23 protein-coding genes, 1 tRNA gene and 1 pseudogene are annotated in these 24,276 nt (G+C 74.1%); 16 read left to right on the plus strand and 9 right to left on the minus strand.

Translation table 11 applies throughout. From position 1 onward, the window contains the following. Window positions 1-182: 182 nt before the first annotated feature. The gene (locus HS99_RS22185; RefSeq protein WP_030286058.1) at window positions 183-521 is read left to right on the plus strand and encodes an ArsR/SmtB family transcription factor; all 339 of its coding nucleotides are present in this window, start codon (window positions 183-185) and stop codon (window positions 519-521) included. A gap of 254 nt (window positions 522-775) precedes the next feature. On the opposite strand, the gene HS99_RS22190 is transcribed toward HS99_RS22185, so the two are convergent. Together HS99_RS22190 and HS99_RS22195 are read right to left on the minus strand one after the other, a co-directional pair. After that, window positions 776-1,912: an acyl-CoA dehydrogenase family protein gene (locus tag HS99_RS22190; protein ID WP_232543320.1), complete on the minus strand. Its 1,137-nt coding sequence runs from the start codon at window positions 1,910-1,912 to the stop codon at window positions 776-778. Continuing rightward, on the minus strand, window positions 1,909-2,931 hold the full coding sequence (locus tag HS99_RS22195; RefSeq protein ID WP_050366878.1) for a ScbA/BarX family gamma-butyrolactone biosynthesis protein: 1,023 nt from the start codon (window positions 2,929-2,931) through the stop codon (window positions 1,909-1,911). Before HS99_RS22195 ends, HS99_RS22190 begins: the two co-directional genes overlap by 4 nt. 157 nt (window positions 2,932-3,088) lie before the next feature. Between HS99_RS22195 and HS99_RS22200 the strand changes: the two genes are divergently transcribed. The 5 genes and pseudogenes from HS99_RS22200 (at window position 3,089) to HS99_RS46880 (ending at window position 6,601) form a co-directional block, all read left to right on the plus strand. Beyond that, window positions 3,089-3,796 (plus strand): ScbR family autoregulator-binding transcription factor, encoded by a 708-nt coding sequence (locus HS99_RS22200; protein WP_078938790.1) that lies wholly within the window; start codon window positions 3,089-3,091, stop codon window positions 3,794-3,796. Between the two features lie 23 nt (window positions 3,797-3,819). Then, window positions 3,820-4,593, plus strand: coding sequence for an HAD family hydrolase (locus tag HS99_RS22205; RefSeq protein WP_063737906.1), 774 nt, complete (start codon window positions 3,820-3,822; stop codon window positions 4,591-4,593). 485 nt (window positions 4,594-5,078) lie between these two features. Further along, window positions 5,079-5,915 carry a winged helix-turn-helix transcriptional regulator gene (locus HS99_RS22210; protein ID WP_063737907.1) on the plus strand — a complete coding sequence of 279 codons (837 nt, stop codon included), beginning with the start codon at window positions 5,079-5,081 and terminating at the stop codon, window positions 5,913-5,915. After that, a pseudogene (locus HS99_RS48465) lies at window positions 5,899-6,426 on the plus strand (thioesterase II family protein); the annotation flags it as partial. The gene HS99_RS22210 and the pseudogene HS99_RS48465, both read left to right, overlap by 17 nt. A gap of 28 nt (window positions 6,427-6,454) precedes the next feature. Beyond that, window positions 6,455-6,601: a BBE domain-containing protein gene (locus HS99_RS46880; RefSeq protein ID WP_232543321.1), complete on the plus strand. Its 147-nt coding sequence runs from the start codon at window positions 6,455-6,457 to the stop codon at window positions 6,599-6,601. 52 nt (window positions 6,602-6,653) lie between these two features. Here HS99_RS46880 and HS99_RS22215 read toward each other — a convergent pair. Beyond that, a tRNA-Leu gene (locus tag HS99_RS22215) sits at window positions 6,654-6,741 on the minus strand. Window positions 6,742-7,032: 291 nt separating this feature from the next. Here HS99_RS22215 and HS99_RS22220 point away from each other — a divergent pair. The 3 genes from HS99_RS22220 (at window position 7,033) to HS99_RS22230 (ending at window position 10,028) form a co-directional block, all read left to right on the plus strand. Then, a complete protein-coding gene (locus HS99_RS22220) occupies window positions 7,033-8,364 on the plus strand; it encodes a M20/M25/M40 family metallo-hydrolase (RefSeq protein ID WP_030286071.1) in 1,332 nt (443 codons plus the stop codon). Window positions 8,365-8,643: 279 nt separating this feature from the next. After that, a complete protein-coding gene (locus HS99_RS22225) occupies window positions 8,644-8,886 on the plus strand; it encodes a chaplin (protein ID WP_033350846.1) in 243 nt (80 codons plus the stop codon). A 320-nt stretch (window positions 8,887-9,206) separates the two neighbouring features. Then, window positions 9,207-10,028, plus strand: a complete 822-nt coding sequence (locus tag HS99_RS22230; protein WP_030556849.1) for a chaplin — start codon at window positions 9,207-9,209, stop codon at window positions 10,026-10,028. Window positions 10,029-10,212: 184 nt separating this feature from the next. Here HS99_RS22230 and HS99_RS22235 read toward each other — a convergent pair whose 3' ends face one another. Further along, entirely contained in the window at window positions 10,213-10,422 is a 210-nt protein-coding gene (locus HS99_RS22235; protein WP_033350848.1) for a DUF5703 family protein, read from the minus strand. Between the two features lie 361 nt (window positions 10,423-10,783). Here HS99_RS22235 and HS99_RS22240 point away from each other — a divergent pair, with 361 nt between their 5' ends. Next, a complete protein-coding gene (locus tag HS99_RS22240; protein ID WP_030556846.1) occupies window positions 10,784-11,383 on the plus strand; it encodes a hypothetical protein in 600 nt (199 codons plus the stop codon). A gap of 92 nt (window positions 11,384-11,475) precedes the next feature. Here HS99_RS22240 and HS99_RS22245 read toward each other — a convergent pair whose 3' ends face one another. Together HS99_RS22245 and HS99_RS22250 are read right to left on the minus strand one after the other, a co-directional pair. Further along, a complete protein-coding gene (locus tag HS99_RS22245; RefSeq protein WP_051835615.1) occupies window positions 11,476-13,629 on the minus strand; it encodes a helix-hairpin-helix domain-containing protein in 2,154 nt (717 codons plus the stop codon). A gap of 72 nt (window positions 13,630-13,701) precedes the next feature. Then, window positions 13,702-14,682, minus strand: coding sequence for an aldo/keto reductase (locus tag HS99_RS22250; protein WP_030286081.1), 981 nt, complete (start codon window positions 14,680-14,682; stop codon window positions 13,702-13,704). 297 nt (window positions 14,683-14,979) lie between these two features. On the opposite strand from HS99_RS22250, the gene HS99_RS22255 reads away from it, so the two are divergent. Then, window positions 14,980-16,026, plus strand: a complete 1,047-nt coding sequence (locus HS99_RS22255; protein WP_030556842.1) for an LLM class F420-dependent oxidoreductase — start codon at window positions 14,980-14,982, stop codon at window positions 16,024-16,026. Between the two features lie 46 nt (window positions 16,027-16,072). Here HS99_RS22255 and HS99_RS22260 read toward each other — a convergent pair whose 3' ends face one another. Beyond that, window positions 16,073-17,062: a magnesium and cobalt transport protein CorA gene (locus HS99_RS22260; RefSeq protein ID WP_030286085.1), complete on the minus strand. Its 990-nt coding sequence runs from the start codon at window positions 17,060-17,062 to the stop codon at window positions 16,073-16,075. A 126-nt stretch (window positions 17,063-17,188) separates the two neighbouring features. On the opposite strand from HS99_RS22260, the gene HS99_RS22265 reads away from it, so the two are divergent. The 4 genes from HS99_RS22265 to mshC all read left to right on the plus strand — a co-directional run bounded on the left by HS99_RS22265 (window position 17,189) and on the right by mshC (window position 21,138). After that, window positions 17,189-17,881 (plus strand): MSMEG_4193 family putative phosphomutase, encoded by a 693-nt coding sequence (locus tag HS99_RS22265; protein ID WP_030286087.1) that lies wholly within the window; start codon window positions 17,189-17,191, stop codon window positions 17,879-17,881. Between the two features lie 221 nt (window positions 17,882-18,102). Then, the gene (locus tag HS99_RS22270) at window positions 18,103-18,669 is read left to right on the plus strand and encodes a DUF3090 domain-containing protein (protein WP_030556841.1); all 567 of its coding nucleotides are present in this window, start codon (window positions 18,103-18,105) and stop codon (window positions 18,667-18,669) included. Then, window positions 18,666-19,511, plus strand: coding sequence for an SCO1664 family protein (locus tag HS99_RS22275; RefSeq protein WP_370863286.1), 846 nt, complete (start codon window positions 18,666-18,668; stop codon window positions 19,509-19,511). The genes HS99_RS22270 and HS99_RS22275 overlap by 4 nt, the downstream gene beginning before the upstream one ends. 397 nt (window positions 19,512-19,908) lie before the next feature. After that, the gene (mshC, locus tag HS99_RS22280; RefSeq protein WP_030286094.1) at window positions 19,909-21,138 is read left to right on the plus strand and encodes a cysteine--1-D-myo-inosityl 2-amino-2-deoxy-alpha-D-glucopyranoside ligase; all 1,230 of its coding nucleotides are present in this window, start codon (window positions 19,909-19,911) and stop codon (window positions 21,136-21,138) included. A gap of 84 nt (window positions 21,139-21,222) precedes the next feature. Here the strand turns inward: mshC and HS99_RS22285 are convergent, their stop codons facing one another. Beyond that, the gene (locus HS99_RS22285) at window positions 21,223-22,176 is read right to left on the minus strand and encodes a PAC2 family protein (RefSeq protein WP_030286096.1); all 954 of its coding nucleotides are present in this window, start codon (window positions 22,174-22,176) and stop codon (window positions 21,223-21,225) included. 349 nt (window positions 22,177-22,525) lie between these two features. Between HS99_RS22285 and HS99_RS22290 the strand changes: the two genes are divergently transcribed. Continuing rightward, window positions 22,526-23,047, plus strand: a complete 522-nt coding sequence (locus HS99_RS22290) for an SRPBCC family protein (protein WP_030556837.1) — start codon at window positions 22,526-22,528, stop codon at window positions 23,045-23,047. Here HS99_RS22290 and HS99_RS22295 read toward each other — a convergent pair. Beyond that, on the minus strand, window positions 23,044-24,138 hold the full coding sequence (locus HS99_RS22295; protein ID WP_046385576.1) for a glycoside hydrolase family 18 protein: 1,095 nt from the start codon (window positions 24,136-24,138) through the stop codon (window positions 23,044-23,046). The genes HS99_RS22290 and HS99_RS22295 overlap by 4 nt on opposite strands. Between the last annotated feature and the right edge of the window lie 138 nt (window positions 24,139-24,276).

Raw genomic sequence — 24,276 nt, forward strand, 5'->3', positions numbered from 1 at the left:
GCGGACGGCGGCTGCCCGGGGAGCGGGCAACTCACCATGGCGATGGTCGAGTTGGCGAGTGTGCGGGACCCCACTGAAGGGCATATGACGATGGCTGTCAAATTTGATTACGGTCGTCATAAAGTGGCCGTCGTGCGATCGCGCTCGTACGATGAGGAGGCCGCGAACCAGAGAGGTGCACCGTGACCGCACAGGCCGCCGTCGACCGCATCGGGGACCACCCCGACGCCGCGGACATCACCCTGCAGCGCATCCTGGAGGCCTTCGCCGACCCGGTACGGCGCAGCATCGTCCGGCAGATCGCCCGCGCCGCGGGCGACACCGCCTGCGGCACCTTCGACATCTCGGTCACCCGGTCGACCGGCACCCACCACTTCCGGGTGCTGCGGCAGTCCGGGCTGATCCGGCAGTACTACGTCGGCACGTCCAAGATGAACACCCTGCGCCGCGACGACCTGGAGCAGGCCTTCCCCGGCCTGCTGGACGCCCTCATCGCCGCGGCCGACCGGGAAGCCGGCTGACCGGAGACCGGCTCCCTGGTCGGCCGGCCTGGCCGAAGGCGGCCGGCCTGGCCGGGCGCGGCGACGAGGGCGTGGCGCCGCAGAGGTAGGAACATACCTATGTGAAGGTATGTTTCTGGGGCGATGGAGGAGCTGGGCACCAGGGGTCGACCGACGCTCCGACGGGCGGGCGGTCGGCCCCTGGCGCGGGACGCTGCGCAGCGTGCCAGGGCGGCGCGGCCGCACGGCGGCACGGGGTTCGGCGGCCTGGGCGCCTACCCGTCGAGCACGGCCGCGGCGTAGTCGGCGGCGGCCGCCGCCGGGCCCAGCACACCGTGCGAGGCCGCGGTGGTGACGTCGCGCCAGTACCGCTGGATGGGGGAGTCCTCCCGCTGCACCTGCGATCCGGCCGCGCGGAAGAGCCGGTCGACCGCCTCCGCGCACCAGGCCGCGGCCATCGCCGCGTCCCGCCGGTTCTCCGCCACCAGCAGCGGGGTCACCTCGGCACGGTCGGCCCGCTCGGCGACCCGCTCCAGCAGCAGCCTGGCCGCGGCGATCCGAGCCGAGCCCTCGCCGAGCGCCAGCTCGGCCTCCGCCCGCCGGGCGGGGGAGAGGGCGGGCAGCCGAGGCGTCACGGCCGAGCGCCATGCGTCGAACGCGCCCTCGGCCGCCCCCAGCACCGGCGCCGCGAACATCAGCGCCCCGGCCAGGTGGACCGGCACCCGGTGGCAGCGGGCCGCGTCCACGCCCAGCGGTCGCTGCAGGTCCGCGAGGGTGCAGGAGAGCCGGTCCGGGACGAACGCCCCGGCCACCTCCACCGCGTTGCTGCCCGTCCCGCGCATGCCCAGGCTCCGCCAGGTGTCCAGGACGGTCCAGTCCGACCGGGGGACGGCGAAGATCCGGTGCTCGGGCCGGTCCGCGGGGCCGGTCCGGGTGGCCAGCAGCAGCCAGTACGCGTGGTCGACCCCGCTGGCGGTGTCCCAGCGGCCGCGGATCCGCCAGCCGTCGCCGTCCCGGACCGCCTCGCCCTGCGGCGGCATGATCGAGGTGGCGATCAGTACGTCGGGCGAGGCCCCCCACAGTTCCTTCCGCCCTTCCTCGGGGAGGTAGGCGGCGAGCCGGCCGTGCGCCGCGAACAGGATGGCGCACCAGGCGGTGGACGGGCAGGTCCGGGCGATCTCGGCCGACGCGCCGAGCAGTTCGGCGAAGGTGCCGGCCGTGCCGCCGAGTTCGCGGGGGACGAAGTGGCGGGGGAACCCGGCGGCCACGACGGCCGCGACCGCCTCCGGGCCCAGCCGGCGCCGGTCCTCCACGCCGGCCAGGTCGCGCCGCGCCGCGTCCACCACCCGTCCGATCGCGTCGGCGGGCAGGGCGGGGGGCGGGGCGGCGGTGTTCGCGACGGGCGCCTTCACGGGGCCTCCTGACGGTCCGTCGGGTAGGCGAGCCGGGCCGTGGCGAGGACGACGCCGCGCTGGGCGGCGGTGACCTCGGCCGTCCGCATCCGGCCCGGGCCGCCGGTCCGCGCGGCCCCGTCCGGCCCGGGCGTCACGGTGACGGCCACCGGCAGGTCCGGCTCGGCGAAGGCGGTGAAGCTCGCGGAGAGCCCGGCGGGGTGCAGTGCAGCGCCCAGGGCGCGGCCGGCCTGCCGGAACGCCTCCAGCAGCACCATGCCCGCGACGTGGTCGGACGGATGGTCGAAGAGCACCGGGTGGCCCGGATCCGGGTCGAGCCAGAAGGTGCCGGGGGCGTCGGAGGAGTCCCGGGCGAGCAGGACGTGCTCGTCGCCCGGGTACCCGACCTCGCCGGGAGCGAGCCGCCGCAGCGGGCCGAGCGGAGCCTCGGGGCGCCGGGGTGCCCCGGCCGCCGTCCTCGGGCGGGCCTCGCGGTGGCGCACCACCTGGTAGAAGGCGGGGTCCAGGACCTCCCAGCGGATGCCCGCCCGGCCGAGCGGGACGCCGTCGACGGACGCCGCCGCCTCCAGGGCGAGGCCGGTGCGGCGCGGCGTGTTCACCGTTCGGGTGCAGGTGACGTCCAGGGTGACGTGCGCCGGGGCGCCGGGCCGCAGCGGTGCAGCACCGTCCGGCAGCTCCAGGTCGAGCCGGTCGAGGACGAACGGGTGCCCCTGCGGTACGCCGTGGAAGCGGTGCGAGAGGTGTATCAGGGTCTGGCGGACCGTCTCGGCGAGCAGCAGCGGATCCGGCGACCGGCCGTCCCCGCTGTGGTGGAGGAAGTGGTCGCGGAGCCATGCGGCGCCGACGGTGAAGCGGCCGTCGCCGGTGCGGACGGCGTCGGTGAGCAGGACCTCGGCCGCGGAGGTCTTGTGGACCGAAGCGGCCGGAAGTCGGTGACTGAACGAGATCCTGGAGCCGGACGACAGTGGTACTGCCTGGTCCGACGGCAGGTACTTTGGCGGTGCGGTGATGATGGACATGCGAGCACGTCTCCCCGTTGGTGTGCCGTTCCCTAAGGTGGTGCCACCCCATCTGCGGGCGAGGGTCATGTCAGGTGACCGTTGATCCCGGGCTGAAAATATACCTGGGAGAAGGTATATCGCCAGAAGTGCCCGATGTAGAAAGAAAGGGCGAACAGTGAGTCAGAACAAGGGTGTTGCCGTGGAGTCGCTGTGGCCGACCCCCAAGATCCAGCGATCGGGCGCGACCGGGCCGCTGCTGCGCCAGGAGCGCGCCGAACGCACCAGGGAGCAGATCCTGCACTGTGCCGCGCGGATCTTCGCCGAGCGCGGGTACCAGCAGACCGGCATCAAGGACGTGGCGGACGAGGTGGCCATGACCAAGGGTGCCGTCTACTTCCACTTCCCGAACAAGCAGGCCCTTGCCATCGCCGTGGTGGACGAGTTGTACTCACGTTGGCCCGTGACGCTGGAGGCGGTGCGCGGCAAGGGCCTCTCGCCGCTGGACACCGTGATCGAGATGTTCAACGCGGCGACCGTCGCGTTCCTGGAGGACCCGATCATGCAGGCGGGCACCAGGCTGCAGAACGAGCGCGACGCCGTCGACGTCGAGCTGCCGCCGCCCTACGTGGACTGGACGAACCTGATCTCGATGCTGATGCGCGAGGCCCACCAGCAGGGCCAGTTGGCGCAGCACGTGGATCCGGACGTCGCCGCGCGGGTGGCCGTCGCGGCGTTCTTCGGCGCCCAGCACATCTCCGACAACCTGAACGGCCGCGCGGACTTCGCCGAGCGGTGGCGCGAGGTGCGTGACACCCTGTTCCCCGCCCTGCGTGCCCGGCCGAGCCTGGCCGCCGACCCCGACCGACCCGTCACCCGCGGGTGACCCCGGCCCCCGAGGAGCCCTCCGTGGTCCAGTCCGACCGTCTGGCATTCAGCGACCTGGACGAGACGCTGATCGACTGCAAGAGCATGTTCGACTTCCTGGACTTCTACCTCGGCGACCGGTACGGGGCCTCGGGCGTCCGGCGGGCGGCCCGGGTGCGGGCCGAGCTGGTCGCCCTGGTGGCCGCCGGGACGCCGCGCGAGCAGGCGAACCGGGCCTACTACCGGGTCTGGGCCGGGGAGCGGGAGGAGTCCGTCCGCGCGGCCGGCTGGGAGTGGTTCGCCCAGCGCTCCCGGAGCGCCGGCTTCTACATCGCCGCCACCCGCGAGGCCCTGACGCGGCACCGGGCGGCGGGCGACCCGGTGGTGCTGGTGTCCGGCTCCTTCCCGGCGCTGGTCGAGCCGGTCGCCCGGGACATCGGCGCCGCGCACGTGGTGTGCAGCCGGCCGGAGGTGCGCCGGGGGGTGTTCACCGGCGAACTGGTCGGCGAGCCGGTGATCGGCGAGGAGAAGCGCCGGGCCGTGCGCGCCCTGCTCCGGGCGTACCCGCACGTCGATCCGGCCGACTGCTACGGCTACGGGGACCACGTCTCCGACCTGCCGATGCTGACCGAGGTCGGGCACCCCGTGGTGGTCGGCGACCCGGACCTGGTCGACCGGGTGCCCGGGGCCCGGCTGCTGCCGGTCGGCAGGCCCCTTCCGCCCGACGCCTTGACGGCGGACGGGCTGACGGCCGGTCAGCCGGTGGCCCGTGAGCTGACGGCCGGTGCGCTGGCGGCCGGGGCCGCGGCACGCTGATCACCCGGGCCCGCCGCCCCCTGGACGCAACGGTCTCGCTGCCGCATGTTGCGGCCGCATTAAAATACCGTCCCAAAGGTATGTGTGTGGCCTACGATCGCTGCGAAGCATGCCCCCTTTGGCCTGCCTCGACGAGGAGACGCCCCAGCAGACCCAGGGAGCGGGACGGGCACGGTCCCCGAGGCCGGACGAGCGGTGCGCACAGCGGCCCCGTCCGCCCGGCCACGCTCCCGTGTTGCACGTCAGAGGACTCGCCGTGAAGCAAGAGACCGCAACCGTCCGAGCCGAGGAGAACCCGGCACTCCGCACGCCGTCCCCGGAATGGGCCCCGGCCCTGTCCGAGGTGGTGACCGTCCCGGTCGCCGCACTGCTGCCGGCCGACTCGCCGCGCGCCCGCGGCGAGGACCCGGAGCACCTGAGGACGCTGGCCGAACTCGGCCGCGACCTGCCGCCGATCATCGTCCACCGTTCGACCATGCGGGTGGGTGATCGACGGCATGCACCGGCTGCGCGTGGCCGCCGCCGAGGGAAGACCCGACATCCCCGTCCGCTTCTTCGAGGGCCTGGAGCGTGACGCCTTCGTGCTCTCGGTCCAGAGCAACACCCGGCACGGCCTGCCGCTCTCCCGGGCCGAGCGGACGGCGGCGGCCAGCCGGATCCTCGGCTCCCACGCCGACTGGGCGGACCGCATGATCGCCGAGGTCACCGGCCTGTCCACCAAGACCGTACGGGCGCTGCGGCGGGAGATGGACGGGGCGATCCCGCACTCGGCGACCCGGATCGGCCGCGACGGGCGCGCCCGGCCGCTGGACAGCGCGACCGGCCGGCTGCGCGCGAGCGAGCTGATCGCCGCCAACCCCCGGGCCTCGCTGCGGGCGATCGCCGACGAGGCGGGCATCTCCCCGGGGACGGTCCGGGACGTCCGGGAGCGGCTGCGGCGCGGCGAGGATCCCGTCCCCGCCGGGCGCCGCGCCCCCGCCTCGCAGCAGGCGGGCCCGGACCTTGCCCGCACCATGGAACGGCTGATGAGCGACCCCGCCCTCCGGCTGACCGAGAGCGGCCGGCACCTGCTGCGGATGCTGACCAGCAGCCTGCCCCCGGCCGAGCAGCGGGACCAGCTGGTGCGCAGCGTCCCGCCGCACTGCGCCGGGCGGGTCTCCCAGCTGGCCCTGGAATGCGCCGCCGCCTGGCAGGAGTTCGCGCGGCTGGTGGAGACCGCCAGGCCGGACCTCGCCCCCGAGGGCTGGTCCTCCGCGGCGGGCGCGGTCGCCTCCTCGACGCGCTCGCACGGAGCGGGGCGGGCCGATGCTCCGGCGGCCTGACCGCCCGGGCCACCGCCCGGGCCACCGCCCGGGCCACCGTCCGGGCCACCGTCCGGGCCACCGTCCGGGCCACCGTCCGGGCCACCGTCCGGGCCGCGAGGCGACGGCGCCCGGGGTGTGCAACCGGGGCCGGTCCCCGGTCGCACACCCGGCCACGGCGGAGCCCGGACCCGACGACGCCCCGATCGCCCTGCCGGGGCTGCACCCGGCCGGAGGCAGTACGGCCTTCTTCACCGGCCGGCGGCGCGCCCCGGGGGAGCGGGCGAGGGACGTCCCGGTCCGGCTCCCCGGCCGGGACGCCACCGGCGGCCACTGCCGGGCAGACCTGTCGAGCCTGGTCGCCGCCTTGGCGCGCGACCTCGGCCCGCCGCTCGACCGCCCCTATCTCCTCTACGGGCACAGCATGGGTGCGCTGCTCGCCCATCGGCTCACCCTGTGCAGAACCGAGCAGGGCCGCCGACTGCCCGAGCGGCTGCTGCTCGGGGCCTATCCGGCACCCCGCCTGCCGCACCCGCCGCACCGCGCGGCGGGGCTCTCCGATGCCGAACTCGTGCGTCTGCTCGTCGATTCGGCGCGCTGCCGGAATCGCTCACCGGCGCCTGTCCGAACTGGAGGCGAAGTGCGACCCCGCCAACGTCTTCCGGGTGAACCAGAACACCGAGCCCGCCGAGCTGGCCCGCAGCTGAACCCCCGGGCCCCGGAAAACGCAGAAGGCCCCAGATCAACTGGGGCCTTAGCTGGTGTCCGAGGGGGGACTTGAACCCCCACGCCCGATAAAGGGCACTAGCACCTCAAGCTAGCGCGTCTGCCATTCCGCCACCCGGACCGGGTGTCGCCCTCGCGGCTTCCGATCTCTCGTCCGTCGCGCTGACAGATGTAACTGTAGCAAAGATCGGCTTGGGCTCCCAAAACGGCTCCGGACCGGGTGGCCGGGCCGGTGGCGGGAGCAGGGCCCGGCCTGTGGCGGGGGCGTGACCAGCGGGTTTCGGGGCGGTACGGGGGGTGGATCGGGATCGGGCGCTGGGGGAGGATGGGCGGACGTGCTCGTACGGCCCGGGTGCAGAGCCTGGGGGTGGCGCGCTGGTGCGTCGGTGCGGGCCCAAGACGAGGAGTGACCGTGAGCGAGCGGAGCGAGTCGGCGGCGCCGAAGGTGACGGCTGAGTCGGAGGTCGCGGAGATCTGTCGCGATCTGATCCGGATCGACACCAGCAACTACGGCGACGGCTCCGGCCCGGGCGAGCGCAGGGCGGCCGAGTATGTGGCCGAACAGCTCGCCGAGTTCGGGGTGGAGCCGCAGATCTTCGAGTCGGCCAAGGGCCGGGCCTCGACCGTGATCCGGATCGAGGGCGAGGACCGGTCCCGCCCGGGCCTGCTGATCCACGGCCACACCGACGTGGTGCCGGCCAACGCCGCGGACTGGACGTACGACCCCTTCGGCGGCGAGATCGCCGACGGCTGCGTCTGGGGGCGCGGCGCGGTCGACATGAAGGACATGGACGCGATGACCCTCGCGGTCGTCCGCGACCGGCTGCGCACCGGCCGCAAGCCCCCGCGCGACCTGGTGCTGGCCTTCCTCGCCGACGAGGAGGCGGGTGGCACGTACGGCGCGCGCTTCCTGGTGGACAAGCACCCCGAGCTGTTCGAGGGCGTGACCGAGGGCATCGGCGAGGTCGGCGGCTTCTCCTTCACGGTCAACGACCAGGTGCGGCTCTACCTGGTGGAAACGGCCGAGAAGGGCATGCACTGGATGCGCCTGACGGTCGAGGGCCGGGCCGGGCACGGCTCGATGGAGAACGACGACAACGCGATCACCGAGCTGTGCGAGGCGGTCGCCCGGCTCGGTCGGCACAAGTTCCCGCTGCGGATCACCAAGACCGTCCGGGCCTTCCTGGACGAGCTGTCCGACGCGCTCGGCGTCGAGCTGGACCCGGAGAACATGGACGAGACGCTCCGCGTCCTCGGCGGCATCGCCAAGATGATCGGCACCACGCTGCGCAACACCGCCCAGCCGACCATGCTCGGCGCCGGCTACAAGGTGAACGTGATCCCCGGCCAGGCCACCGCGCACGTGGACGGGCGCTTCCTGCCCGGCTACGAGGAGGAGTTCCTGGCCGAGTTGGACAGCGTGCTCGGCCCGCGCGTGAAGCGGGAGAGCCTGCACTCGGACCGGGCGATCGAGACCGGCTTCGACGGCTCGCTGGTCGAGGCGATGCAGACCGCGCTGCGGGCGGAGGACCCGATCGCCCGCGCGGTGCCGTACTGCCTGTCGGGCGGGACGGACGCCAAGTCCTTCCAGGACCTCGGCATCCGCTGCTTCGGCTTCGCGCCGCTGCAGCTGCCGCCGGAGCTGGACTTCGCCGGGATGTTCCACGGCGTGGACGAGCGGGTGCCGGTGGACGGGCTGAAGTTCGGCGTCCGGGTGCTGGACCGTTTCATCGACGCCTGCTGAGCGCCCCGCGATTCCGTCGCGCCTGCTGATCAGGCGACTGGGTCGGCCCGCTCCCGGACGGCCGGGAGCGGGCCGAGCGCATTGTCCGAGCGCATGATTGTGGGACGGGTGGAAAGAGATCAACAGAAACGATTCTGCCCGCAATTTTGCGCCGCTTATCTGTGCGAAGCGTCACCGTTGCGGGTGAATGGGAAATCTGTTCCGTACCCCGTTCGCCGCAGCGTCGTTCATTCCTGTGCAGCCCGCCGAACGGGTTGCGTTGTCCATACAGGAGGAATGATGAAGGTCAAGAAGATCGCCGCTGTCGCCGCCGCCACGGGTGGCCTGGTGCTCGCCGCCGCCGGTGTCGCGTCCGCTCACGGCGGTGCCGGTGCCGAGGGTGTGGCCGCGGGCTCCCCGGGCGTCGTTTCGGGCAACCAGGTCCAGATCCCGGTTCACGTGCCGGTCAACGTTTGCGGCAACACCGTCAGCGTGATCGGTCTGATCAACCCGGCGTTCGGCAACCACTGCGCCAACGTCTGAGTCAACCTCCGGGCCCTCGGGGCCCGTTGAGCCCGATTCAGCACGGCCCCCGGGCGGCGGACGCGCCGCACGGGGGCCTTCGTGCGCGCGCCGTCAACCGGGGGCCTTCGTGCGGTCCCGCCGCGCGGCGCGGCAAGGCCCCGAGGCCCCGATCGCTCGATCGGGTGAAGCCGCTTCGTTCGGCCCAACTCCGCCGTTCGCCTCTCGTTAACTCCTGTGCAGTCTAAGACCTTGCGTGATTGCCGCATATACAGAAATTCCGATTTTCATAAGGTTCACGTCAAGGTCGCACAAGCCGTCTCGAAACGTCAGGGGAAATCATGAGGAACGTCACCAAGAAGGGGATCCTCACTGCCGTGGCCACCGGCAGCGTGCTGGCCTCCACCGCCGGCTACGCCTACGCGGCCGCCGAGGCGCAGGGGAGTGCGGCGGGATCGCCGGGCGTCGCCTCCGGGAACTCGGTCCAGGTGCCCGTCGAAGTGCCGATCAACGCCTGCGGAAACACCGTCGACGTGGTCGGCGCGTTGAACCCGGCGTTCGGCAACCGCTGCGCCAATGTCAGCGGCGGCCGGCACGCCGCCCCGAAGCCCGGTCAGCCCGGTCAGACCGGTCACTCCGGCGGAAGCGACAGCTCCGGCGCCGGGGCGAGCCGCGGCTCCTCCGCCTCGGGTGCCTCCGCCAGCGGTGCCGCCGTCGGCTCGCCCGGGGTGGTCTCCGGCAACAGCGTCCAGGCCCCGGTGCACGTCCCGGTGAACGCCTGCGGCAACTCCGTGGACGTGGTCGGCGTCGCCAACCCGGCCTTCGGCAACGAGTGCGGCAACGTGACCCACCCCGCCCCGAAGCCGACCGACGACATCCCCGAGGGCCACACCCCCTCCACCCCGCCGGCGTCCGGCGGCGACACCGGCCCGGGCGGGCCGCGCAACGGCGGCCTGTCCACCAGCGCCACCCCGAGCACCCCGGCCGTCCCGGCCGCCGCCCGCACCAGCGCCCCGGCCACCCCCGCCGCGCAGAGCGTCGCCACCGGCGATCAGCTGGCCCACACCGGCGCCGGCGGAGTCGAGGCACTCGGCGCCGCCGGGCTCGCGCTGCTGGTCGGCGGCGGCGTGCTCTACCGCCGCGCCCGCGTCGGCGCCCGCTGAGTCACTCGGCGGACTGAGCCCCTCCGCCCGCTGAGCACCCCGACCGCTCAGCGGCAACCCGCTGGTGGAGCGAAGCACCCGCCGACGAAACGACGCACCCGCGGCCGCCCGTAGAACCACGGGCGGCCGCGGCTGCGTGAAAGCCCGGCGCGCATCCCCCCCGGGGCGGACCGGACGCCGTCCGTCACCAGCTCCGGACCTGCCGGATGATCCGCCGCTTCAGCCGGACCGTCCGGCTCCCGTCGGGGAACAGCCTCAGCCGGTCGAGCTCCCAGTGCCCGTACTCGGCGTGCTCGGTGAGCAGTTGGCGTGCCGCGTTGCGCGTGGTCCCGCGCGGCATGCGCAGCGACTGGTACTCGTACTCCGGTTGCCGGACCGGCTTCGGTGGGGTCAAAACGCTCCTCCTGAGGATCACCTGCACGCAAGCCTACGGCCTGCCGCGGACAGTCGGCCCGGGTATTTCCGGCCGTCCTCCCGTCCCGCTGCGACGGTCCGACGGCTCTCCCCGGGCACTTATCTGACAGTCCATCAGTTCTGTTGCGGTTGTGGAGTGGATATCCCGATACCGGCGCGCACAGCCGCACCCGGACGGCCCCGGCAGAACCGGCTGCGCGCCCTTCGCGCCCGACCGCGCCGGTTCTGCCGGTGGACAGAAACCCCTGAATCGGACATCAGGGGGGAAGTTGCGGTGAAATCGCGGGTGTAGGTGACAACCGCTGTGCGTACCGGCGCCGTGGGGAGATAGCGTCTGCACCATGTCTGATGCCGCGCAGCCCACCATTGCCGAGGTACGCGCCGCCGCTGAGGCGGTCAAGGCCGCCATCGACCGTCATCTGGAAGCGGTGTCAAGCCCCAACGCAGCCGATGATCCCGCCGTGTCCGCTGCCTACGAGCAGCTCGCGACGGCGGCCATCGCCTACGACCAACTCCTGTACGAGGTCTACGACGAGGTCACTCCCTTCGAGATCCCCGGCGACGAGGGACCGGGCGGCTACCACGGCCCGGAGCAGCCCGAGGCGATCAGCGTGCTGATCCGCCGCGACTACCACGTGGTCGACCCCAAGCGGCTGCGCGCGCAGGCCGAGCGGCTCGACGAGTCGCTGACCCCGGGCGGCGCCGGCGGCGTGAACACCGCGCTCGGCGTGCTGTTCGGCGAGTACGAACCGGACGAGATCGCCGCCCGCAGCGAGGAGTTCGGCCTGGAGGAGGCGGACTCGACGCTCTGGGTCGCGGCGGCCGCGCCGACCGAGCCGGGGGAGTGGCTGCCGGAGCCCTTCGAGCACGCCGACCCGCAGCTGCTGATCTGCCGGTTCGACGTGAGCGAGGTCTACGACGACGAGGACCCCGAAGACTGACGTCGCCCGTACGCGCGGAGGGCGGGCCCGGGAGCACCGGGGCCGCCCTCCGCGCGTCAGCCGGCCGGACCGGCCACGGGCGGGCCACCGGGTCAGTCCGCGTCGACCGCGTTCTCCGCGAGGATTGCCCGCAGCCGGGTGGTGCGCGGTTGCGCCGGGCGCTCGGCGACGGCCTGGACGAGCGCCGGGCCCGCCGTGTGGACCACGGACAGGTGCCGCTCGCCGCGCCCGAACGCGGTGTAGACCCACTGCCGGGAGAGCGCCGGAGCGGCGTCCTCCGGCACCACGACCACCGCGGCGGGCCAACGGCGGCCCAGCGACTGGTGGACGGTCAGCGCCCAGCCGTGCCGCAGCCGCCCGGCCTCGGCGGGCAGGACGGTCCGGCGCGAGCCGTCCGGGTACTCCAGATGCAGACCGGCGGCGTCGCCGTCCACCACCCGGGCGGGGCGGACGACCCCGGGCGCGGGGGACTCCACCACCCGGTCGCCCGGGTCGAAACCGCCGAACCGGCCGGGGCCGGGGTTCAGCCGGGCCTTGGCGGCGGCGTTCAGCGCCCGCGTACCGGCCGGGCCGCCGTGGCCCGGGGTGAGCAGCACCACCTGCTCGGCGGGGATGCCGAGCGCGCGCGGGATGGAGTCGGTGAGCAGCTGGACGGCGCGGTGGACGGCCTCGCCGCCGTCCTTGGCGGTCAGGATGACCACCTCCTTGTCCGGTGCCTCGACGGGCTGCAGCTCGCCGATGCCGACCCCCGAGACCAGCTCGCCGATCGGCCCGAAGTCCGGGGTGCGGGAGGCGACCGCCGGGCAGACCTTGGCGGCCAGCAGGTCGGCGAAGAACCGGCCGGGGCCGGCCGACCAGAGCTGGCCCGGGTCCCCGCTGAGCACCAGCCGGGTGCCGTCGGCGAGCGACTCCAGCACGGTGGCGGCCAGTTCGACGTCCAGCAGCGGCGCGTCCAGCACGATCAGGAGGTCCAGGGCGAGCGTGCCGTCGGCCGCGCGGCCGGGGCCGGCCGTCCCGGACAGCAGCTCGGCGAGGGTGACCACCGGGCTCCCGGCCTCGCCGAGGGCGGCGAAGGACGCCTTGCCCTGGTCGGTCCAGGTGGCGGCCCAGGCGCGCAGCCCGAGCCCCGTGGCGGCGGCGAGCAGCGCGGCCGGCTCGGCGCGGGCCGCCTCGCCGCCGGTGTGCAGCACCAGGGCGCTCCCGGCCACGGCCCGGATCAGGGCGGTCGCGGAGGAGGACGGCGCCGCCTCGGCGGCGGCCTCCCAGGCGGCGGGACCGGGGGAGACGGGCGCGGTCTCGGCAGGCCCCTCCGGCTCCGACTCGGACTCCGACTCCGCCGATGGCTCGTCGCCGTCCTGCTCGCCGCCGTCCTCGCCCGGCACGAAGGAGGCCATCAGCTGGAGCAGCTTCTCGGCGAGGCTCACCTCCGCCATCGCCAGCGTCTCCAGCGCGAGCAGCGTGCGCGTCGGCGGCTCGTCCTCGTCCCCGTCACCGGCCGCCGAAGCGTGCGCCTCGGCTCCGGTCAGCTCCTCCTGGAAGGGCAGCACCCGCCCGTCCGCGAGGGCCTCCTCGATCGCGGCGGCCGGCTCGGGCATCCGGAGCCGTTCGAGCCCGGCGGCCACCTCGGACAGCTCCTGGGCGGAGTGCCCGCGCAGCGCCGCCTGCTCCAGCACCCAGACCACCAGGGCCTGGGCCCGGCGGGGGTCGTCCGGGCCGACCGAGGCACCGAGCAGGCCGCGGGCGAAGTGGTCCGCGTGCTCGGGGCGCACGCCGGGCAGCCCGAGGACCGCCCACGGGTCCTCGCGCAGCCGCTCGGCCGCGCCGTCGCCGAACGCGGCCACCGCGGCGGCCGCCAGCTCGACGGGGGCACCACCGGCGGACAGCACCGCGACCGTCCGCTGGAGCACGTCAGCGCTCGGCTCGGCGGGCCGCAGCACCAGGGCGGAGGGAGCGGCCGGAGCCGCCGGGGCGGAGGGAGCGGCCGGGGCGGAGGGAGCGGCCGGAGCCGCCGGGGCGGGAACCGGGGGAGCGGCCTGTTCGGCCGGCACCGCCGGCTCGGACTCCGGAGCCTCCGCCATCGAGGCCTCCGCCCGTGCGGCACCCGCCCGTGCGGCACTCGCCGCGGCATCCTCTGGCTGCATGCCGCGGATCCGCTGCGCCAGCTCCGCGAACTTCGCCGCCTTCTCCTCCGCGGTCAGCCGGACCCCGGGGGTCGCCTCCGGAGCGCCGTTCCCCGTGTCACTCATCGTCGTCCGCTCCAAAGCTCACTCCACCGCACGTTCTGCACTGCACGTTCTGCTCGACGACCCGGTCCGGGGCTACAGCTCCGTCCACCCCTGGTCCGGGTAGCGGTGCACCGGCGACGAGATGTCGTCCAGCGCGCCGCGGATCTCATCCGGAAGCGTAAGCGCCTCCACTGACAGCGCCGCCTGCAGCTGCGCCACCGTGCGGGCCCCGACCAGCGCGCAGGCCACCCCGGGCCGGTCGCGGACCCAGGCCAGCGCGACCGCGAGCGGGCTGCTGGCCAGCCCGTCGGCGGCGGTGGCCACGGCGTCCACGATCCGCCGGGAGCGCTCCCCGAGGTACGGCTGGACGAATCCGGACAGGTACGCCGAGGCGCCGCGCGAGTCCTGGGGCACCCCGTGCCGGTACTTGCCCGTGAGCACCCCGCGCCCGAGCGGTGAGCCGGCCAGGATCCCGACCCCGGCGTCCAGCGCGGCGGGCAGTGCTTCGCGCTCGATGCCGCGCTGGAGCAGCGAGTACTCCCACTGGGCCCCGGCCAGCGGCATCCGGGCGTGGTGGGCGCGCTGCCAGGTGGCGGCCTTGGCGAGCTGCCAGCCGCTGAAGTCGCAGACCGCGGCGTAGCGGGCGCGGCCGGAGGAGACGGCGATGTCGAGGGCGCTGAGGGTCTCCTCGACCGGCGTCATGGGGTCGAACGCGTGCACCTGCCACAGGTCGACGTAGTCGGTGCCGAGCCGGCGCAGCGAGGCGTCCAGGGCGGCGAGCAGGTGGCCGCGTGAGCCGTCGAAGCGGCGGGCGGACTCGGGGACGCTGCCCGCCTTGGTGGCGATGACGACTTCGGAGCGCGGGATCAGGCTGTCGGTGAGGCGGGAGATCAGGTACTCGGCGCCGCCGTCGGCGTACACGTCGGCGGTGTCGACCAGGTTGCCGCCGGCGTCGACGAACTCCTTGAGCTGCTCGGCGGCTTCGTGCTCGTCGGTGTCGCGGCCCCAGGTCATGGTGCCGAGACCGAGGCGGGAGACCTGCAGGCCGGTACGGCCGAGGTGACGCTTTTCCATCCGACGGGCCCTCCACTGGCCGGGCGGCGCCGGTGGCGCCGGTAGCCCTGTAAACGCGCAGGTGGGAAGAGCGCTCCCCACGTCGGCTGAGCGTAGCGGCCGGTACCCGGGCAGGGGCGGAGACCCGCAGAACGATCATTCACTCGCCAGTCGCCCGCTCGCCTCCGGGCCCTCCTGACCCGGGCCCGCCTGGCCCGCGCCCGCTGTGACCCAGGCCACCGCTACCCGTCAGTAGCATGACCGCGCGGTCGGCACTACGCTCGACCACCAAGCCCACCCGACTGGAAGGTTCGGCACATGCGACTCGGCATCAACCTCGGCTACTGGGGACTCGGCATGGATGCCGACAACATCGCGGTGGCCCAGGAGGCGGACCGGCTCGGCTACTCGGTCTGCTGGGCGGCCGAGGCGTACGGCTCGGACGCCGCGACGGTGCTGAGCTTCGTCGCCGCCAGGACCGAGCGGATCGACGTCGGTTCGGCCATCTTCCAGATCCCGGCCCGCACCCCGGCGATGACCGCGATGACCGCCGCGACCCTGGACACCCTCTCCGGCGGCCGCTTCCGGCTCGGCCTCGGCGTCTCCGGCCCGCAGGTGTCCGAGGGCTGGTACGGCGTGAAGTTCGACAAGCCGCTCGCCCGCACCCGTGAGTACGTGGAGATCATCCGCAAGGCGATGTCCCGCGAGCGCCTGGTGCACGAGGGCGCGCACTGGACCCTGCCGCTGCCCGGCGGCCCGGGCAAGCCGATCAAGCTGACCGTGCACCCGGTGCGCGAGCACATCCCGCTGTACATCGCCGCGATCGGCCCGAAGAACCTGGAGCAGACCGGCGAGATCGCCGACGGCTGGCTCGGCATCTTCTTCGCCCCGGAGCACGCCGCGCTCTCCCTCGACCCGCTGAAGGCCGGGCGCGCCAAGGCCGGCAAGTCCCTGGACGACTTCGACCTCTGCCCGACCGTCACCATTGCCGTGGGCGAGGACATCAAGGCCGGTGTCGACTCCCAGCGGTCCTACGCCGCGCTCTACATCGGCGGCATGGGCAGCAAGGAGAAGAACTTCTACAACCAGCTCGCCCGGCGGATGGGCTACGAGCAGGCCGCCGACGAGGTCCAGGAGAAGTACCTGGCCAAGGACTACGCGGGCGCCGCGGCCGCCGTCCCGCACGACCTGATCGACGCCACCTCGCTGGTCGGCGACACCGCCCGGATCGCCGACCGGATGCAGGCCTACGCCGACGCGGGCGTCACCACGCTCACCCTGGCCCCGGCCGGCTTCACCCTGGACGAGCGGATCCAGGCGCTGCGCACGGGCGTCGAGGCGCTGGAGCGGGCCGGGCTCGCGTAACCCGTCGCCTACGACCCGGACGCGGGCGGCGCCACAGCCGGCGGCACTACAGCCAGTCGTGCCGCTTGAACACCCGGTGCAGCACCATGCAGACCACCGCCATCAGCGACAGCGCCGCCGGGTACCCCCAGGGCTCGTGCAGCTCGGGCATGACGTCGAAGTTCATCCCGTACACGCCCGCGATCATGGTCGGTACGGCGGCCAGCGCCGCCCAGGCGGAGATCTTCCGCATGTCGTTGTTCTGCTGCACGCTCACCTGCGCCAGGTTGGCGCCGAGGATGTCGGACAGCAGCCGGTCCATGCCGTCCACCTGGTCGTTCACCCGGGCCAGGTGGTCGGCGACGTCCCGCAGGTAGGGGGCGGTCTCCGGGCGGACGAACGGGGCGCCGCGCTCCAGCCGCAGCATCGGCTCCAGCAGTGGGGAGGCGGCGCGCCGGACGGTCATCACCTGGCGCTTGCAGCCGTAGATCCGGCCGGCGGCGTCGCGGTGGACCCGGCCGGGGGCGAAGACGTCCGCCTCCAGCTCGTCCAGGTCGACCTGCAGGGCGGCGGCCACCTCCACGTAGCCGTCCACCACGGTGTCGCAGACCGAGTGCAGCACCGAGCTGGGCCCGTACCGCAGCAGTTCGGGCTCCTGCTCCAGCCGGGCCCGCAGGCCGCTGAGCGGGCTGTCGGTGCCGTGGCGGACGGTCATCACGAAGTCGGGGCCGAGGAAGACCATCACCTCGCCGCTGGTGACGGCGTGGGTCTCGGGGTGGTGCCCGAGGGTCTTGAGGGCGACGAACAGCGAGCCCTGGTAGGCCTCGACCTTGGGGCGCTGGTGGGCGCTGACGGCGTCCTCGACGGCCAGCGGGTGCAGTGCGAACTCCTTGCCGACCCGGTCGAGTTCCTCGGTGGTGGGCTCGAAGAGGCCCATCCAGACGAAGGCACCCGGGCCGGCCCGGCGGGCGGTGGTGAGCGCGTCGGTCAGATCTTCGGAGGCCCCGATCCGGCGGCCGTCCTGGTACGCGGCGCAGTGGACGATCATGCGGGCCATTGTTCCCCGGGAACGCCGGACGATGCCGGGCCTGCGCGACGACCTGAGCCGCAGCGGTGCTCGCGGCGGCGGTCCGACCGGGAACCGAACCCCACCGCCGTGCCCGCAGGCCGTAGGCTGAGCCCCATGCCCACCCTGTTGCTCGTCCGCCACGGCCGCTCGACCGCGAACACCGCCGGAATCCTGGCCGGTTGGACCCCCGGCGTGGACCTGGACGACACCGGACGCGCCCAGGCCGCCGCACTGGCCGGCCGACTGGCCGCGGTCCCGCTGGCGCAGGCCGTCAGCAGCCCGCTGGAGCGCTGCCGGCAGACCCTGGAGCCGCTGCTCGCCGTCCGCCCCGAGCTGGGCCCGCCGGCCGAGGACGAACGGCTGGGGGAGTGCCACTACGGCGAGTGGACCGGCCGCCCGCTGGCCGAGCTGGCCAAGGAGCCGCTCTGGCGCACGGTGCAGGACCACGCCGCCGCCGCGGCCTTCCCGGGCGGCGAGTCGCTTCGCGAGCTGAGCCACCGCACGGTCGGCGCGGTCCGCGAGTGGAACGCGAAGATCGCCGCCGAACACGGCGAGGACGCGGTCTGGGTCGCCTGCTCGCACGGGGACGTGATCAAGGCGGTGGTGGCCGACGCGCTCGGCCTGCACCTGGACCACTTCCAGCGGATCAGCGTCGAGCCCTGCTCGGTCACCGCGATCCGCTACACGCCGCAGCGGCCCTTCGTACTCAGGATGGGCGACACCGGCGACCTCTCCTCGCTGGCGCCCAAGCCCTCCGCCGCCACGGCCACCCCGGCCGGTGACGCGGTGGTCGGCGGAACCGCCTGAACCGCCCGCGACACCGCCCGGGCCCACCGGTGCAACCCGCCCGCGGCCTCCGGCTCGGCTCCCCGGCCGGGCCCCGGAGGTCGTAGGGTGACTGGTGAGCGTCCCGTAGTTCTGAGTGCCCCCTAGTTCGACCACCCGCCCGTTGAACGACCCCGCCCGTTGGACAACCCGCGGTCCCGCGTGGCGGATCCGTACCGACCGACACGATCCGGAGCTAGAGCGTGCCCCGTCAGGTCTTCTTCTACGACCAGCCCGAACGGTTCGTGGCCGGCACCGTCGGCCAGCCCGGCGCCCGGGCGTTCTACCTGCAGGCCAGCGCCCGTGGCCGGGTCACCAGCGTGCTGCTGGAGAAGAACCAGGTGGCCGCCCTCGCCGAGCGGATCGAGGAGGTCCTGGACGAGGCGCTGCGGCGCAGCGGCGGCGACGCCGCCATCCCGGCCGCCGCGCCCAAGGACCTGCTCGACACCGCCCCGCTGGACCTCCCGCTGGAGCAGGAGTTCCGGGTCGGCACCATGGCCCTGGCCTGGGACAGCGTGGACGCCTGCCTGGTGGTCGAGGCGCAGGCGCTGGTGGAGGACGAGGAGGAGGACGGCGAGGAGGCGGTCTTCCGGGACGACGAGGACGGCCCGGACATGCTGCGGGTGCGGCTGACCGGCGCGATGGCCCGGGTGTTCGCCAAGCGCGCGCTGGACCTGGTCGCGGCCGGCCGCAAGCCCTGCCCGTTCTGCAACCTGCCGCTGGACCCGGAGGGCCACCTGTGCCCGCGCGCGAACGGCTACCGGCGCTGAACACCGAGACCCCGCCGCAGGCCGACCCGGCGGCGGCCGCCGCCCTCGCCGCCGATGCGCCGACCGCCCTGGCGCTGCTGCGCCAGGGCGCGCTGACCGTGCACGGCCGCCTCACCGAGGCCTCCAACGCGGCGCTGTACTGCACCGTCGAGCACGGCTCGCTGAGCGCGCAGGCCGTCTACAAGCCGGTGGCCGGCGAGCGCCCGCTCTGGGACTTCCCGGACGGTACCCTGGCCGGCCGCGAGGTCGCCGCGTACGAGCTGTCCGCGGCGACCGGCTGGGAGCTGATCCCGCCCACCGTGCTGCGCGAGGGCCCGCACGGGCCCGGCATGCTGCAGCTGTGGGTCGAGCCGGACCCGCGGGCCGAGCCGCTGCTGGCGCTGCAGGACCCGAACGGCCCGGAGGCGGGCTGGCTGCCGATCGTCCGGGCGGAGGTCGAGGACGGCCGCACCGCGCTGCTGGTGCACCACGACGACCGGCGGCTGCGCCGGCTCGCGGTCCTGGACGCGGTGCTCAACAACGCCGACCGCAAGGGCGGCCACCTGATCCCCGCCGCCGACGGCCGGGTGTACGGCATCGACCACGGCGTCACCTTCAACACCGAGGGCAAGCTGCGCACCCTGCTCTGGGGCTGGGCGGGGGACCCGCTGCCCGCCGAGGCGCTGGAGGTGCTGTCCCGGCTGGCCCGGGAGCTGGAGGGGGAGCTGGCCGAGCGCCTCGCCCCGCACCTGACCGGCGCCGAACTGGACGCCACCCGCGCCCGGGTGGCCGCGCTGCGCAGCTCGGGCAGGCATCCGCTGCCCTCCGCGGACTGGCCCGCGATCCCCTGGCCGCCGGTGTAGGTCCCGGGGCCCGGGCGCCGGGCCGGGCACGGGCGCGGCCGTTCGGTTCCGGGCCCCGGCGAGGTTACCGGCCGGTGGTCTGGACCTGTTGCCGGAATCGGTCGCACACTGCTCCGATGGACGTGCGACGGACCACCCCCAGAACCGCGCCGGACCTGCCGTTGCACCGCCTGCAGGTCCCGCTGCCCCAGTTACTTGGCGCGGGAGAGCGCGCCGATCGCGTCGAAACTGCCGATTGCCGGGCGCCCGGTCGGCGGCAGGGCCGACCGGGCGCTCACCCCCGCGCCCGAACGCTCACTATCAGTCGGAAAGCAGTCAGGCAACGACGGGATCAGAATTCAGACGATCTTGTTGACTGGTTAGGCTTTCAAATGTTCTCAAGGTTAAAGTCGATGCCATGCATGCCTGGCCCGCCTCCGAGGTTCCCGCCCTGCCTGGTCAGGGGCTCCCCCTCCACATCTTCGACACCGCAGCGGGCAAGGTCCGCGAGGTCGTGCCGCAGGACGGCACCGCCCGGATCTACGTCTGCGGCATCACCCCCTACGACGCGACCCACATGGGCCACGCCGCCACGTACAACGCCTTCGACCTGGTGCAGCGGGTCTGGAAGGACGCCGGCCACGACGTCCTGTACATCCAGAACGTGACCGACGTGGACGACCCGCTGCTGCAGCGCGCGGTCGAGACCGGCCAGGACTGGGTGGCCCTGGCGGAGCGCGAGACGGCCCTGTTCCGCGAGGACATGACCGCCCTGCGGCTGCTCCCGCCGGCCCACTACGTCGGCGCCGTCGAGTCCATCCCGTGGATCGTCCCGATCGTCCAGAAGCTGCTGGCCTCCGGCGCCGCGTACAAGGTGGACGAGGACATCTACTTCTCGGTCGACACCGACCCGAACTTCGGCCAGGTCTCCGGCCTCACCCGCGAGGCCATGCGCCCGGTCTTCGCCGAACGCGGCGGCGACCCGGACCGGCCCGGCAAGCGCAACCCGCTGGACGCCCTGCTCTGGCTGGCCGCCCGCCCGGGCGAGCCCGCCTGGGACACCGAGCTCGGCCACGGCCGCCCCGGCTGGCACATCGAGTGCGTGGCCATCGCCCTGCAGTACCTGGGCATGACCTTCGACGTCCAGGGCGGCGGCAGCGACCTGTCCTTCCCGCACCACGAGATGGGCGCCTCGCACGCCCAGGTCGCCACCGGCGCCCACCCGTACGCCAAGGCGTACGTGCACGCCGGCATGGTCGGCCTGGACGGCCAGAAGATGTCCAAGTCCCGCGGCAACCTGGTCTTCGTCTCGGCCTTGCGCCGCGACGGCGTCGACCCGGCGGCGATCCGCCTGGCGCTGCTCTCGCACCACTACCGCGAGGACTGGGAGTGGACCAAGTCCGTCCTGGACGAGGCCGTCGAGCGCCTCGCCCGCTGGCGGGCCGCGGTCTCCCGGCCGGACGGCCCGGCGGCCGAGCAGCTGCTCGCCGAGGTCCGCGCGGCGCTGGCGAACGACCTGGACGCGCCCGCCGCGCTGGCCGCCGTCGACCGCTGGGCCGCCCAGCAGCAGAGCGAGGGCGGCACCGACATCGGCGCGCCCGGCCTGGTGACCCGGACGGTGGACGCCCTGCTCGGCGTCGCGCTGTAGTCCGGCACCCGTCCCGCAACGACGCCGAAGGGGTGTCAGGACCGAGGTCCTGACACCCCTTCGGCGTTCGGCGGGGAGGGAGGACTACTCCTCCTCGGCGCCCTCCTGGCTCTCGCGGGTCGTGCCCGGCGACTCCGGCTCGGCCGGCCGCTCGGCCGTCGCGTGCCCGGACACCGGCTTCTCACCGGTCGGCCCGACGTTCTCCCGGCGGCGCAGGTAGCGCTCGAACTCGCGCGCGATCGCGTCCCCGGAGGCCTCCGGCAGCTCCGCGGTGTCCTGCGCCTCCTCCAACTGCTGGACGTACTCGGCCACCTCGCTGTCCTCGGCGGCCAGCTGGTCCACGCCGAGCTGCCAGGCCCGGGCGTCCTCGCCGAGCTCGCCCGGCGGGATGCGCAGGTCCAGCAGGTCCTCCAGCTTGTTCAGGAGTGCCAGCGTGGCCTTGGGGTTGGGCGGCTGCGCGACGTAGTGCGGCACCGCGGCCCACAGCGTCACGGCCGGCACCCCGGCGTGGGTGCAGGCCTCCTGCAGCACCCCGACGATCCCCGTCGGGCCCTCGTAACGGCTCTCCTCCAGGTCCAGCCGGCGGGCCAGCTCCGGGTCGGAGGTCACTCCGCTGACCGGCACCGGGCGGCTGTGCGGGGTGTCGCCGAGCAGCGCGCCCAGGATCACCACCAGCTCGATGCCCAGCTCGTGGGCGAAACCGAGCAGCTCGTTGCAGAACGAGCGCCAGCGCATGCTCGGCTCGATGCCGCGCACCAGCACCACGTCCCTGGTCACCGGCTCCGTCACCCGGACCACCGAGAGCCTGGTGGTCGGCCAGGTGATCCGGCGGATGCCGCCGTCCAGCCAGATCGTCGGCCGGTTGACCTGGAAGTCGTAGTAGTCCTCCGCGTCCAGGGCGGCGAACACCTTGCCGCCCCAGGTGTCGTCCAGGTGCGCCAGAGCCGCGGAGGCGGCGTCACCCGCGTCGTTCCACCCCTCGAAGGCGCAGACCATCACCGGGTCGATCAACTCGGGAACATCTTCCAGCTCGATCACCCAGCGTCTCCCTCCGGTCGGCGGTCGGACCGGCACCGCCTCGGCTGGCCGCCGGGGCACTGACGGGCCGGCTCCCGCCTGTCGAACCTCTCGTCTCCCATGGAACGGCTCGCTCCATGGTCCCTACCTGCCCAGCCTACGGGCTTTGATGCGCAAGGCGGCCGGGCACCGGGACAGTCTGGGGGAGCGGGCCGCCCCGATCCAGCGGTTATCCGCACCGTGACGGCCGACGCCCCCGGCAGCCCGCCCGGACGGCGGCGCACGGGGCCCGACCGGCTACCGGGCGCACGACCGTGCCGCCCGGGCACAGCGGCGCGATGATGGTGAGCGGGGCGGAAGGGGCCGACCGATGAACCGACGGCTGTGGATCCTCGCGGGTGCGGGCGCGGCGGCGCTGGCCGGGGCCGCGCTGCTGGCGGCGGACCGCGCCGGGCGCAGGCTGCCGGTGGAGCACGTGACCGAGGGCGGGCTGGAGCTCGCCCAGCCGCCCGGCGCGGTCTGGGACGTGCTCACCGACATCGACCTCTACCCGGCCTGGCGCCCCGGCCTCACCCACGTCGAGCGGCTGCCCTCCGGGGCCGGCGGCCGCCTGCGCTGGCGCGAGTACGACCGGCACGGGCACACCACCTACGAGGTGGTCGCCAGCGAGGCCCCGCACCGCCTGGTGACCGGCATCGCCGACCCGGACCTGCCGTACGGCGGCACCTGGACGTATCAGCTCACCCCGGCCGGGCCCGGCTGCTCGCTGACCGTCACCGAGCGCGGCGAGGTCCGCAGGCCGCTGTCCCGGGCCGTCTCGCACTACCTGACCGGCGAGGACGCCACCGTCCACCGCTACCTCGGCGCCCTGGCGCACCGGATGGCGGCTTAGGCCGGGTCCACCCAGCCGCGCCGGTACGCCGCCCAGTTCTCCGGGGTCGCGGCGAAGTCCACGTAGAGGGCGACGCCGAAGTTGGCCCGTCCCAGGCCCTGGCGGCCGAGGCCGAGCCGGACTCCCCGGACGGCCGCCGGGACGGTCTCCGCGTCGCCCCAGTGGCCCCACTTGTCGTCCCAGAAGAACGGCAGGCCGATCAGCAGGTCGACCTGCGGCGGGGTCGCCCGCAGCGCCAGCTCGGTCTGCTGGGCGACGTAGCCGCCGTACAGCGGCTCGGTGGGCATCGAGGTGTCGTAGGCCATCACCGCGACCTGGTCGACCCGGCGGGCGGTCTCGTGGAAGTACGCCTCGTCCCACCACTTGCCGTGGTCGGTGAGCAGGATGCCCGCGGTGTGCAGACCGGGGACGGGGTCGATCTGCGCGGCCGCCACCGACAGCACGGCGCCGCGCGCGGCCGTCACCGGGCGGACCTCGTCCAGCAGGGCGAGCCACCCGGCCGTGCCGGGGCGGATCGGCTCCATGTCGAAGTGCACGCCGTCGAAGCCCTGGTCCAGCACCTGGCGGGCGGAGGCGGTTACCCGGTCCCGGGTCGGTGCTTCGTCCAGGTCCAGGGCGTCCTTCTCCGGCTTGACCTCGTCGCCCAGCCAGCCCTGCACCCGCACCCCGGGCAGCGCCCGGTGGGCGGCCTCGGTGAACCAGCGGGCCCGCGGGTGGACGGACGCCGGCAGCGAGCCGTCGTGCTCCAGCGGGCCGGTGTGGACGTACAGGTCGCGTACCCCGGTGCCGGCCAGCTGCTCGGCCAGCGCCGCCACGTCCGCGTCGGTCTTGCGGCCGTCCACCCAGGCGTGGCCGAGCCAGACGGCGTCCCTGCCGCGGGTGCGGGCCCCGGAGGCGGGTTCACCCGTGTAGTGCAGTCGGATCTCCACGAACACCGTGCCCAGCGCGGCGACCGGCACGGCCGCCGCGAGCCCCAGTGCCAGCAGCCCCCGCCGCCACCGGGACCATCCCCTCCAACGCTCGCGCAGCGCCCGGAACGGGGCCGTCACGGCCCCGCCCGTGCGCCGCGCGGCGGTCCTGAATCGGGCCACGCGGTTGCTCCCCCCTTGCGGTCGAGCGCTCAGGATACGGAATGGGCCCGCGTAGCGGCCCGTGGGCCGGATACCCTGGCGGCGTGCGGGCCCGACGAAGCGGGTTCGCAAAGCCGACAGCCGTCGCACCAGGGAGAC

Source organism: Kitasatospora aureofaciens, from assembly GCF_001188955.3.
GTDB lineage: Bacteria > Actinomycetota > Actinomycetes > Streptomycetales > Streptomycetaceae > Kitasatospora > Kitasatospora aureofaciens.